At 69.2% G+C, this 12,159-nt stretch carries 12 protein-coding genes and 1 pseudogene; 4 read left to right on the forward strand and 9 right to left on the reverse strand.

Going from position 1 to position 12,159, the window contains the following annotated elements; genetic code table 11:
* Positions 1-26 precede the first annotated feature (26 nt).
* A complete protein-coding gene (locus ACZ4LX_RS31625; RefSeq protein ID WP_467650331.1) occupies positions 27-566 on the forward strand; it encodes a hypothetical protein in 540 nt (179 codons plus the stop codon).
* 719 nt (positions 567-1,285) lie between these two features.
* A pseudogene (locus ACZ4LX_RS31630) lies at positions 1,286-1,402 on the forward strand (IS21-like element helper ATPase IstB); the annotation flags it as partial.
* A 105-nt stretch (positions 1,403-1,507) separates the two neighbouring features.
* Here the strand turns inward: ACZ4LX_RS31630 and ACZ4LX_RS31635 are convergent.
* The 9 genes from ACZ4LX_RS31635 to ACZ4LX_RS31675 form a co-directional block, all read right to left on the reverse strand.
* The gene (locus ACZ4LX_RS31635) at positions 1,508-2,053 is read right to left on the reverse strand and encodes a GNAT family N-acetyltransferase (protein WP_467650330.1); all 546 of its coding nucleotides are present in this window, start codon (positions 2,051-2,053) and stop codon (positions 1,508-1,510) included.
* 196 nt (positions 2,054-2,249) lie between these two features.
* A complete protein-coding gene (locus ACZ4LX_RS31640; RefSeq protein WP_467650349.1) occupies positions 2,250-2,390 on the reverse strand; it encodes a hypothetical protein in 141 nt (46 codons plus the stop codon).
* Between the two features lie 225 nt (positions 2,391-2,615).
* Complete coding sequence (locus tag ACZ4LX_RS31645; protein ID WP_467650329.1) at positions 2,616-2,822, reverse strand: hypothetical protein; 207 nt, start codon at positions 2,820-2,822, stop codon at positions 2,616-2,618.
* A gap of 118 nt (positions 2,823-2,940) precedes the next feature.
* Entirely contained in the window at positions 2,941-3,303 is a 363-nt protein-coding gene (locus tag ACZ4LX_RS31650; protein ID WP_467650328.1) for a DciA family protein, read from the reverse strand.
* 487 nt (positions 3,304-3,790) lie between these two features.
* Positions 3,791-5,140 carry a replicative DNA helicase gene (gene dnaB / locus ACZ4LX_RS31655; RefSeq protein WP_467650327.1) on the reverse strand — a complete coding sequence of 450 codons (1,350 nt, stop codon included), beginning with the start codon at positions 5,138-5,140 and terminating at the stop codon, positions 3,791-3,793.
* Between the two features lie 77 nt (positions 5,141-5,217).
* Positions 5,218-5,934 (reverse strand): DciA family protein, encoded by a 717-nt coding sequence (locus ACZ4LX_RS31660; RefSeq protein WP_467721332.1) that lies wholly within the window; start codon positions 5,932-5,934, stop codon positions 5,218-5,220.
* Positions 5,935-6,354: 420 nt separating this feature from the next.
* Positions 6,355-7,212, reverse strand: a complete 858-nt coding sequence (locus tag ACZ4LX_RS31665) for a DciA family protein (RefSeq protein WP_467650325.1) — start codon at positions 7,210-7,212, stop codon at positions 6,355-6,357.
* On the reverse strand, positions 7,209-9,146 hold the full coding sequence (locus ACZ4LX_RS31670; RefSeq protein WP_467650324.1) for a hypothetical protein: 1,938 nt from the start codon (positions 9,144-9,146) through the stop codon (positions 7,209-7,211). The genes ACZ4LX_RS31665 and ACZ4LX_RS31670 overlap by 4 nt, the downstream gene beginning before the upstream one ends.
* Positions 9,147-10,234: 1,088 nt before the next feature.
* On the reverse strand, positions 10,235-10,543 hold the full coding sequence (locus ACZ4LX_RS31675; RefSeq protein WP_467650323.1) for a helix-turn-helix transcriptional regulator: 309 nt from the start codon (positions 10,541-10,543) through the stop codon (positions 10,235-10,237).
* A gap of 114 nt (positions 10,544-10,657) precedes the next feature.
* On the opposite strand from ACZ4LX_RS31675, the gene ACZ4LX_RS31680 reads away from it, so the two are divergent.
* On the forward strand, positions 10,658-11,308 hold the full coding sequence (locus ACZ4LX_RS31680) for an HAD family hydrolase (protein WP_467650322.1): 651 nt from the start codon (positions 10,658-10,660) through the stop codon (positions 11,306-11,308).
* Positions 11,309-11,312: 4 nt separating this feature from the next.
* Positions 11,313-12,152: a DUF1932 domain-containing protein gene (locus ACZ4LX_RS31685; RefSeq protein ID WP_467650321.1), complete on the forward strand. Its 840-nt coding sequence runs from the start codon at positions 11,313-11,315 to the stop codon at positions 12,150-12,152.
* Positions 12,153-12,159: the final 7 nt, after the last annotated feature.

Raw genomic sequence — 12,159 nt, forward strand, 5'->3', positions numbered from 1 at the left:
ACCCCTCAGACCTCAAGGAGCCCATCATGGCCGTCACCACCACCTACGGCAGCTGGCTGAAGCACACGAACGAGCTCACCATCGGTCACACCGTCCAGGCCGCGGTCGGCGACTACGCCGACGAGTACGACCTCGACGCCATCAAGGACGACTACATCACCGCGATCAATGCCGCACTCCCCGACGGAGTGTTCCTGACCGGGGACGAGTTCCACGGCCCGTACTACGCCGAAGACGCCGACTTTGACGGGTACGACCTGAACGACAGCGGCCGTCCCGACATCAAGACGATCGTCGCCGACGTTGACCTGGACACGATCGTCGAGGCGAACGAGTTGTGGACGATCGACCGGGTCGCGGACGAGCTCGGCTTCAAGGGCGATTCCGCGAAGGGCACGGCCCGCAAGACACTGTCGCGGTGGAGTGTCGACCGCCACGACATGGTCGACCACCCGGACAGTGGCCGCCCGCAGGCCCGCTACAGGGCCAGCGCGGTGAAGACCGCCCAGGCTGCTGCGCCGCGCCGCAAGGATCAGGGTGCCCGTTCCGGCAAGGAAACAGCGTGAGCCCGCGCGCCCTGCGCCCGTACCAGCAGGAAATCGTTGACGCCGTGGTCGGCGGATTGCGTGACGGCGGGGTCGGCCAGACCCGCATGGCGTGCGGCAGCGGGAAAACAATCGTGGGGCAAGCTGCCGCGGACGGGCTCCTGCCCGCAGGCGGGCGAGCCGTGAGGGGCGCTGGCGGACTTTGTGTCAGCGGAGAATGTTCGGAGCCGGACCGGTGCCCTCGTCCTCGTAGCCGGGGAGAGGGCGGTGACCTTCGCTCCAGGGGTTGGACCATCCGCACAGCCCGCAGGCGTAGCGGCCATCGAGGCCGTGCACTTCGGCGTCGCAGCCGTTGCAGCGGGTCGTGGTGATTTCCGGGGTGGTGGGGGTTACGCCGGACGACCAGCCGCATTGGTTGTTGCAGGTCCAGGACCCATCAGGGCCCTGGGTGGCGCCGGCGCCACAGTTTCCGCACTGCATGGTGACCTCCCACGGGGTGGGCCTCGCCGACGGGGCGGCGCCGAGGCCGGACTCAGTGTGACAGGGACTGGTGGAGGCGGGGAGACATGGCCTCGACGGTGACGCGGCGGCCGGCTTCGGAGACCGGTCACGGTGAGGCCAGCGCGTTCGGTGGCGAGGCGCTGGAGAGCCCGGGCCCGGGCCGCTTGGCCGGACGCTGTTGGTTAATTCGGGCCTGTGCGTGACGTCGGTCCTCAAGACCACAACCGGGTCTTGAGGACTGCGCGGCCATTGTCGACCGCCTCACCTTCAACGGCACCATCATCGAAACCGGCACAGACTCCTACCGCCTCGCCAGTACCCGCGCACGGACCGAAGAACCCGCCAAGGTCAGCTGATACAGACGTTCGCCCGACGGCCCATCGGTCCTTACGGGCGGCGGGCCGTCCGGCACCGTCTCCCTCTCGCCCCCACCAAACAGGTGCCACGGGCGAGAGCCGGCCTCACAACGACACGGGCTCCGGATCCGTTACCAGGCGGGCATGAAGTTCCACGTCGAAGCGGACACCGTCGTATTCGAGCTTCTGTCGTTGCTTTCCTTCCACCGCGAAGCCAGCAGCGCGAGCCACTCCGCACGAGGCGGGATTGTTCAACCGGTGCCCAAGCTCCAGTCGGAAGAGTTCCGCATCGTCGAAAGCCCAGCGGGCCACAGCACGACAGGCACGGGAACCTATTCCCCGGCCACGAGCCGCCGGCGTCGTCCAGTAGGACACCCACCCAGTGGCATGACGCCGGTCCACCTGGCCGACAGACACCTGGCCCAGGACGAGACCACCGCCATCGACGGCGGCGAAGGAATAGGCAGAATCCGTAGCCCACTGGTCACCACGAGCCGATATCCACTGTTCGGCAGCCTGGACAGAATCAACCGGCTCGCTGGACTGGCCACGCATGAGCGGATCCGCGAACGCGGTCATCACCGCCCCGGCGTCCTCGGCCTTCCACCTCCGCAGCACCAGGCCAGAGGAGGCATCTACACGATCTCGCACGACGCGAGTCTTCCGCAGCAGGCATCGCCTTGTCACGCCGTTTCCCCAGCGGCCGACAACTCTCGCCAAAGGGCCGGGCTCTCCTGGACCGCGCCGGTCGGCAGTCTCCACCGCAGACAGTGCCGTCATTTCCCATCGATATCCACGGGACGGGAGATCGCCAACCGCCTCCCAGTTCCATCCACATCTGCTGTTCCTAGAGATGCGCAAAGCCACCCAGCGCCAGGATGATGACGGCCGTGGTCCTCTCCTCATTCCGGCTGCGGGCCTGCGTACGGCGCCGCAGCCGGAAGAAGACAACGACTGCGAGCAGCACGGCCACATTGATGGTCAGCAACCGCCCAGACCTCCCCCAACGATCGGCCATCACCAGGGAACGGCAGCACGCCATCCCGGCCTCTTGTGTAGCGGGGCGTCGGTGATGTTGGAGGCGGGTTGCCGACGAATGGCACAAACCCATCGGGCCTGGCTGGATACGGCACGACCGGTCCTCGCGTACGTGGTGGGACGGTCGGGCGGATCGTCCCACCAGGGGGAGTAGGCCCACAGCCGATCTCCGTGTTCACGCCGTCGTACGCCACGGCGGTGACTGCCGCACGACGGCCTGTGTCCCGGCCAGCCCGCGTTCGGCTCGGGCCCGGCGCAGGGCGGCGGCCTCGGTCACCGCGGCCTGGCGGCGCCGCTGTGCTCGGGCCTGCTCGATCGGGGCCGGCGCATCGTCCGGGCCCATGTCGGGCTCGGGGAACGCGCGGCGGCTCAGCTCGCGCATCGCCTGGTTCTGCCGCTCGATTGCCTCGGTGACGCCCGAGCTGACGTGCTGGCCGCGCGGGACGGCCTGGTGGGCGGTGAGCGCGCGGTGGAAACCGGGCGGGCCATGTCGCGGGTCTTCACCGGCGTCTCGGTCGCGGCCGCCGCCGTCGGAGCCGCGACCGCCTCGCGGGGGCCGGGGCCGTCGCGCCCACGGGCAGGACGCGGACGGTGCGCACCGCCCGGGTGCCGACCGCGTCGTTCGCCGCGGCGACAATCCGGGAGTCGATCAGGCGCAGCTGCGTGGTGTACGCGGGCGAGTCCGGGCACAGGTCCAGCTGCCCGCTCTCCGCGTGGAAGGCGACCGCCAAGGCGTGCGAGGCGAGCTTCGGGGGGAGGGCGGCCGCGATGTCCGGCCACTGGGCCAGGATGCTTCCGCCGGCAGTCGGGGCGGCCCAGGCCCGGCCCCCCGCTCGGCGCCGACAGCCCGGTGCCGGCAGCACGGCGAAGCGACGTGCTCCGTCAGGAGGTCTGTAGGGTCTCGCGTCCCGTGGCACAGGCCGGGTCGCTGACCAGCGGCTTTCACCCTGTCTCACGGCGGTGGCACACGGTGCGGTCTCACGGAGCGCGGCACTTCCTCGGCTGCTCCGCGAGACCGCAGCCTATTGACCTGCATGTCTCACCGATGTGCCATCAAGTGCCAAGATCGAATGAGACTGTGCCACGGGATTTGAGACCCCACAGTCGGTGTGTAGGTTCTCGCCGCTCGTGTCGGATGCCGCCTTCATGACCTGCGGCTTCATCCGCAGTCTCACGACGTGTCGGACGCTGGAATCTCACGCCCGTGTCGGATCCTCGACGCTCCGCTCGGAGCGGCTCTGGCCGCCGGTTCTCTGACCTGGGCGGTCTCACGACCGATGTCGTATCCGACGTCGATCCGACATTGGCCGTGAGATTCCGACACGGGATTTGAGATCCCACACGGTGAGCTTATGTCTGTGCCATGTCGACGAAGCGGGAGTAGTGGCCTTGGAAGGCCAAGGTGATGGTGGCGGTGGGGCCGTTGCGGTGTTTGGCGACGATGAGGTCGGCCTCGCCGGCGCGGGGTGATTCCTTCTCGTAGGCGTCCTCGCGGTGGAGGAGGATGACGAGGTCGGCGTTGTCTTCGAGCGATCCGGAGTCGCGCAGATCGGAGAGCATTGGCCTTTTGTCGGTGCGCTGTTCGGCGCCGCGGTTGGCTTTGGAGATGGCGACGATGGGGATCTGCAGTTCGGAGGCGAGCAGTTTCAGGCACCGTGAGATTTCGGAGATCTCTTCGTAGCGAGAGCCGAGCGGGCGGGTGCCGTAGGTCATCATCTGCAGGTTGTCGACGATGATCAGTTTGATGTTGCGTTGGCCGGCGAGACGGCGGCACTGTGCCCGCAGGTCGGTGAAGGTGGGCCATGCCTCGTCCTGGATGTACAGGGGGGCTTTGGCGATGTCGGGCACGCGGCGGGCCACCCTGACCCAGTGTTCGTCGTCCATGGTGCCGGCTCGCATGTGGAGCAGGGGCACGCGGGCTTCGGCTGACAGGATGCGGGTGGCGATTTCCTCGCGGCCGGACTCGTAGGTGAATAGAGCCGCGGGCAGGCCGTGCTTGATCGAGGCGGAGCGCAGGAGGTCCAGGGCGAAGGTGGAGGTGCCCATGGCAGGTCGGGCGGCAACGACGGTGAGGTGCCCGGGGCACAGTCCGCTGGTGAGCAGGTCGAGGTCGGTGAAGCCGGTCGGGACTCCGCTGAGTGCGCCGGTGCTGCCGGCTGCCTCGAGTTGGTCGAGTGCGCCTTCCAGGATGTCGCCGATCGAGTAGGAAGGGGCGAGACCGCGGGGGCGCTGGGCGGTGGCCGCGAGGATTTCGGCCTGGGCGATGTCGGCGAGACGGTCGGCCTCCTCGGGCTTGCTTTCGGAGGCCAGGCTTTCTACCCGGGCGGCGGCTTCTTTGGTGCGCCGCAGCATGGCGTGGGCCTGTATGCGCTCTGCGGCGCGGCGCCAGCCGTCGCCGCTGCCCCTGGCGATGAGCAGGTCGAGGTAGTCGCGGCCGCCTGCGGCGTCCAGGGACGCGTCGGAGTCGAGCACCTTGGTTACTCGAATGGGGTCGGGGCTTTCACCGGAGGCGTAGACGCGGAGCACGGCCTCGTAGATCAGGGCATGGGCGGGCTCGTAGAAGTCGCGGGGGTGGAGCATTTCGATGACGTCGGCGAGAGTGTCAGCCGACAGCAGCATCGCGCGGAGCACGGTCTTCTCTGCGGACATTGCGTGGTCGTCGCTGCTCAGGGTCTCCGGGCCGTCTGACTCGTTGCTCATAGTGGTGTTCTCCCCCGTTCCCTCGCCGCTGTCCGGCGTTGGCGCGTCCGGCGAATGCTCATGGTCGGACAATGACTTTATGGCCCTGGCGGTGGTGTCGGTGCACTTGCTTTCTCTGCCCGGGCCCGGCGCAGTGCCGCCTCCCACGTCGAGTCGGAGGCATCATCTCTTTCACTTGCCAGCGCGGTGCGGGCACGCTGGCAATCCAGCCGGTCACGTGACTCGCGCTCCGCCTGCGCGGTTTGCCGGGACACCGCATCGTCCACCGCCTGATCCACGACTGGGCCGAGGCGCGGAGTGGAAGCCCGGGGCATCCAGGACATCTGCTGTGGCAGAGGGCGAGAGGTCACGGCGTGGGAAGTTTCCGTTTCCACGTAGGCCATCGGCATCGACTGCCGACCGGCGATGCGCATCGTACGCACAGGCCCAACACCGGCCTGCACGAAGACCTCGTTCAGCACGCCAACCAGCCGGGGCCCAAGAAGACGGGTCTGCGTCGCCCACGCCACCGAGTCGGCGCGCACGGACAACACCCCCTCGGCCGCGTCGTACCCGGTGACGACCACATGCTTGGCGAGATCCGGGCCTACACGGTCCTGCCACAACGCGCTCACCGGGGCGAGATAAGGCATAGGAAAACGCCGCTCGAAAAGGTCCAGCAGGACCTGCGCGAGAGGGACCGGCACGGCGTTGCGACGCCGTCGCGGGGCTGGCCTGGCTCGCTGGACGCGATGCGACGCGGCCCCGCGGGAGCGGGCATCTTCCCTGGCCACCCTCAACGCCGCAGCGGCCATGTCGACGCGCCCGGCGGGCTCATCGGGGCGAATCACCGAGGTCTACTCCTCCGTCCCGGTCCCGTGTAGAACCGCAGTTTGTCAGCTTTCGATGCTCGTGGGAGTACGTGTGGCCAGAAGGACCTCAAGCGTGCGCCGACAGCAGGCCGAGGCGTTCTCCCGCCCCGTCACCGGGCCGGTCGGCCTGGTGACGGGGCGGACGGAATCGGGGGCTCGGAGCATGCGGCGGGGACCGGGTCACCGGCCAAGGACGCGAATCGCGGACAACGGACCTGTGGCCTTGCAGAGGCCGGCGCGGAGCGGCCGGGCGGGATGTGGGGAAACGGGCGGATGTGGTTGCGACCCGAGGGTGAGCGGTTCCCGGCCCCGGCCCGGTGGGCTTTCGGCGGCGGTCACCGAAACGTGTGAACCCGTACGTTGTCAGGCGGCCCGGGAGGGGCTGGCGGGATTGAGGGCGGAGGTTGGGGTGAGCGTGGTCAGTCCCGCGCGTTCGGCGGCGAGGCGTTGCAGGGCTCGTGCCCGGGATACGTCGCTGGGCCGCACCTGTTGTTGGGCGGCGGCTTTGGCTCGGAGTTCCTCGAGGGCCTGGCGGCCGTCGGCGAAGCGTTCTTCGGGCTCTCGTAGCCGGTCGCGGAGCTGGCGTTCGGCGGCTGCCAGGATTTTCGGGTTGGTGTGCTGCTGTCTCGTCCAGGTGGCGCGGTGGGTGGCGATGGCCTCGCGGTATCCCTCCGGTGTCTTTCGCCGGGCGGGCTCCACGGTTGCCGCGGCGGGTGGCGGAGCGGCGGCAGGCTCTGGTGGTCGGCTGCTGCCGGCGGGCTCGTGGGACGGCCGGGCGGTGAGGTCGGCAGGGCGCAGGATTTTCAGGCGCCGCACGGCGTCCGGGCCTGCCGCTTCGTTGACCTTGGCGATGATCTCCTTCTGGTGCAGGTTCAGCTGGGTGCGGTAGGCGGGCGTGACGGGTCGCAGGTGCAGGGTGCGGTCATGGGCGTCGTAGCGGACGGCCTCGACCTTCCCCGCGAGTTTGGGTGCGATGGCGGGCCACTGATCGATGATGGCGTTGCTTTTGGTGGCTGCGGCAGTGGTGGTGTCCCAGCCGCGTTCGGCGACCATTCGCGCGATGGCCTCACCGAAGGTGAGTGGGTCACGGCCGCCCCTGCGGGACGACGGCCTGGTGGTTCTGGTGCGGGTGGGCTGCGGTGCGGTCTTCGCGGCGGCGCGGGCGTTCTGTAGGGCTACGCGGGCCAGGTCGACGCCGCTCAACGTGGTCTCGTTGCTCATGCCGGGGCTCCCGTCGTGCTGGAAGTGGTGAGGAACGCGGCCATGTCGGCGGCCGCGTCGTAGCCGGAGAGGTCGTCCAGACCCTGCTCTGCCTGGCGGGCCGAGTACGTGGCGAGGCCCTGGGCCAGGCCGTCCAGCACACTGCGCACCAGGCCGGGCGCGGAGGCGGACAATGCTCCGGAGGCTTCTTTCTCGTCCCAGCCTTCCGCCTCGAGCTCGGCCGCCACGTGCTCGGCCGTGGCCTGCTTGGCCAGCTGGACGCGGATGTATTCCGCGGGCCGGGTCGGGCGCCAGGTCAGCATCCAGGAGTGGAGCTCCGCCGCGATGGTGTCGGCGTCCAGGCCTGCGTCGATCAACGGCCGCAGCACGAATTCCAGGCGCCGCAGCCTCACGCCCTGGGCCCACCAGACCCGTGCCCGTACCTGCCGGGTGATCCAGATACCGCGCTGCACCTGACGGGCTGTGCGGCGGCCCCCCTGGCCGTTGTTGCTGCTGCTGTTGTCGGGAGAGGGAGATGCGGTTGTGCGGCTCGCGCGCTGGCGCGAGGTGTCTTTACAACCACTCTCAACCTGCACTTCAGGTGATCGGTGGTAACGACCAGGAGAATGGGGCTCACGGCCCTGCGAGCAGGACTTGTCCACAGCCGGGTTATCCACAGGAAGAGCCCGGCGGGAGTCGGCACGGCCCTGGCCGGTGGACCGGCACCGCTCGGTCCGGCGCGTGGTCTTCTCCCGGGCCTGGCTGCGCGCCGCCGACTCCGCGACCGCCCGCTCCCGGCCGGCCTCGGTCATCCCGCAGACTCTGGCCTCGTACCCGGCCCCGGCCAGCCGGTGCCCCATCGCCTCGTCGAACACCGGCGGGACGACCGCGCCGTAGATCGTCGCCGTCGCCATGTACGGCTCCCCGGGCAGGGCAATGTTCCGCTTCGACCCATGGACCAGCCACACCAGCGCGCCCAGCTCGCGCAGCACCTTCACATGGCGCTTCACCGTGGCCGGCGACGTACCGGTCCGGCGGGTCGTGCCCTCCAGGTCGTAGATCACGAGACCGCGCCGGTAGTCCATCCGGGCCGCGAGATCCCGAGCGATCACGAGCGTCGTTGGACCGGCCTCCCGGTGCAGCCCAGCAGCGACCAGCCACACCACCGCACGCAGCCACGCCCGCGGCTCAGCACGACGCGACCGCGTCCACACGATGTCCTGGCCCTGGCCCAGCACCCGAGCCTGGCGTTCTCCTGACAAACCTCGCCCGGACGCCTTCGGCTCATTGCGCTGCCTGGGAATCCCTCTCTGGAGCTCGTCGACCGAGTTGTCGACGAGTTGGACCGTCTCGGGCACGGCGTCCGCGACCGGCTCACCTGCCTCCACACCGGCCGCGGGAGCGATGTCGCACGCGACGAACAGGTGGCGGCCCTGAGCCCCCGCGCGCCGCCGCACCGTCGTCCACTTCGCCGCTTCCAGCTCGTCGACGACCACCCCGGCCGCCGCCGCGGTGAGAGGCTGGCCGGCCTTCTTGCCCGAGTGGTGCCGCAGGTGCCCCGCCAGCTCTCCCTCGGTCAGCGCGATGCTCATCTGCTCCGCGAACGTGATGACCGCGAACGCACGCAACTGCCGGGGCGTGAGGTCCTCCGCGGCCGCCACCGGCAGCCACACGAACGACTCCGTACGCTTCACCGGACGCGTCGTACGCACCGCCGACGTGCCCCGGCCGCCCGGCAGCGTCCGGCGCTCCGACCTCAGCTCGATCACACCGTCCGGCGCCGGACGCGAGAGCATCTTCAGGCCCCGCTCCACCGATGCCTTGGAGATGTCCAGGTACGAGGCGATCGTCACCGCCTTCGCCTCACACCCCTCCGGACGCGCTCCGAGCGCCTTCACCTTCATGTACACCGACAGTGCGACATCGGCGTAGAACGGCGACGACACCAACCGCATCGGCACCTTCACCCGCTGCCGGCGAACCGGCACACCATCGATCGACTCCCCCGCGGCCTCAACCGCCACGGAGCTCACCGGCCCACCGCCCCGAGCGGAGAAGTGAGGGTTCCAAGGGCCGAAGCCGTCTGGGTAATCGTCATCGGGCAGGTGTACACGCCAAAGCGGACACCCCCCTGAGCAGCCGGAACGCTCGATTCGTCATCCACCCGCCGACCCTGCACCGGGCAGCCTGTGGACAGAGACCGACGAGCACCGGATACACCCGTCGCTCCCGCGCGGCGGGCAACGATCTCGGATCGCGTTGCGCACCACGGGCCGGAGTTCCGGAGCACCGCGGCGGTCGGCGCCGCCACGGTGCTCACCGTGCCGCCGGGAAGGGTACTGGTGTGCGGGTACGGATGAGAGATGGGTCTCATGGCGGCACCGTGGCTGATGCGGGGGTTAGCCATGCAAGTCCCGCTCCCACCGCCCCTGACCGCGTTGTTCGAGCTGCGGCCAGTGGTTGTCGCGTTGGTTACACCCATGGCCAAGGATTTATGCTGCCAAGGCTGATAATTAGCCCAAATCGCATGGGTCTCTCTTGACGTGCGGGAAGATCGCGCGGCCCGTACCGGGGCGAAACGGACAAGGTCAAGCTGACAGAAGGACGCCACTTCGGGCACTATGAGAACGACCTGCCTTCCATATAGCTGGACCGGCCAGAGCCCCTCGGAGCTGGACGAGCCAGATGTGCGGATGTGTCGGGTAAGCCCCCTTCGTGAGAAGCGGGCGTACGCCGACCGGGCGGGGGGAGATTTCTCCTCCCCTCCCGGTTCTGCTGAACCGCGAAGCCCCCTGGCAGGGGCCCGCGGGTGACGCAAGTTGCTGATCTGGCTGTGGTGGCCGTGGTTAGTGGCCGGTGGTACAGGTGGCCCTGATAAGGGGCCGGGTACAGATGGGCGGCTTGATAAGCCGCGGCTCAGGGACCAGCTTCAACTGGAATCTGAGCGACCGACTCGGGTTATGAGCTCGAGTCGGAGACGGGCCGCGCGAGGTCAGCGGGAGGTTAGTCCGCTTCTTGGTGCGCGCGGCCGATGGCCGTTAGGTCATCCCGACCCCCTGGATTCAGAGGCCGGCGTCGCGCTGCCCAAATCCAGTACAGCGGCCTCGGGGAAACGCTTTGCGAGCTGATTGAGCAGGTGGATGTATGCCTGTCGTTGTGGGCGCCGAGGGTTGCTCTTCCCCAGCTCCCACCGCACTACGGCAAGGCGTTTCACGCCCACCGCGTCCGCGATCTCCTGCTGGGTGAGGTTCGCGGCGAGGCGCAGCTGACTGCGCACGCGAGGCGGCGGCAGGACGTTGTCCAGGCCCTCCAGCAGGGCGTCGACCCGCTTCAAGCGGTCCGGGTCGGACATAGCGCAAGCTCCCATGATCGATCGATCTCCGAAACATACACCATTTGCTCTCCGGCGGGGGCGCGCTGCTGCCGTGAACGGCGCTGCGTCCGACGCCCGGTAGGGTCCGGGACCGTGCAACGACTCGCGCTTTTCGATTTGGACGGCACGCTGGCCGATCGGCAGTCGGTGCTCAGCGGCGCGTTGACGTGCCTGTGCCGTTCCCGCGCCCTCTCCCCAGACGCCGAACAGTGGCTGCGCATCGAGCTGGCCGACCGTGCGACCGCCAACGACTTCGTCCGGCTGCGGGACGCCTTCGGCCTGGAGCCGTCGGCTGCGGATCTGTGGCAGGAGTACGTCGACCTCATGTCGGCCGCCGTCACCTGCCGCCCCGAGGTCCTCCAGGGCCTGGCCCACCTGCGAGCTGCCGCCTGGACGACCGGCATCATCACCAACGGGGATGGCGACATCCAGCGCGCCAAACTCGCGGGGACCGGCCTTGCCTCCCTTGTCGACGGCGTCGCCGCCTCGGGCGACCTGGAGATCCGCAAGCCGGATCGGCGCCTTTTCGAACTTGCGGCCACCCGATGCGGCGTCAGCCTCGCGGACGGAGGCTGGATGATCGGCGACAACCCGGACGGAGACATCGGCGGGGGCCACCGGGCAGGCCTGCGCACCATCTGGCTGCGCGGACGCCCCTGGCCCGACGAACTCCCCGCCGCGCACCACGTTGTCGACGACGTCACCGACGCCATTACCATCCTGCTCAACGAGACCTGGGAGTAGCACCGTGGACCAGCCCACCGTCGGTATCCTCCACCCCGGCAGTATGGGCGCCGCCGTAGCCGCCTGCGCCGCGACCAACGCGGCTGCGGTCCTGTGGTGCGAGACCGGGCGCAGCACCGCGTCCATGGAGCGCGCTGCCCAGTTCGGACTGACACCCGTTGCCACGATGGCTGAGCTGCTGGACCGCAGCGAAACCGTCATCAGCCTCTGCCCGCCAGCCGCTGCCGAGGACCTGGCCCGCGACGTCGCCGGGCACCGCTTCACCGGGGTGTACGTGGAGGCGAACGCCATCAACCCTGAGCGCGTGCAGCGGATCGCCGGGCTGCTCGAATCGAACGCGACCGTCGTGGACGGAGGCGTCGTAGGCTCCCCACCGGTCCGCGGCAAGACCCCGACCTTGTACCTGTCCGGCCCGGTCGGCGCGACCGAGCGCATCGAGGCGCTGTTCGCGGGCACCGCGGTCCGGACAGCGGTGCTGGGCACCGAGGTGGGGAAGGCGTCCGCGCTGAAGCTGTCGTACGCCGCGTTCCAGAAGACCTCGCGGGTGCTGGTCGCGCTCGCGGTCGGTATGGCGCGCGAGCATGGCGTCGACCAGGAGCTCATCGAGATTGCCTCGAAGCGCACCGACTCATACCTGTCCGAGCCGCAGTACGTCGCCAAGACCGCAGCCCGCGCATGGCGCTGGGGCCCGGAGCTGGAGGAAGCTGCCGACGCGCTCGCGGCCATCGGCCTTCCACCAGAGATGCTGCGCGCGGCCGCGACCACGCTGGCACGGTGGCACGACGCCAAGGACGATAGCGAGCTCACGCTCACCGACGCCCTGGACCGACTTGCCCAGCCGTAGCCCGCGC

The organism is Streptomyces sp. NPDC026062 (assembly GCF_055568375.1).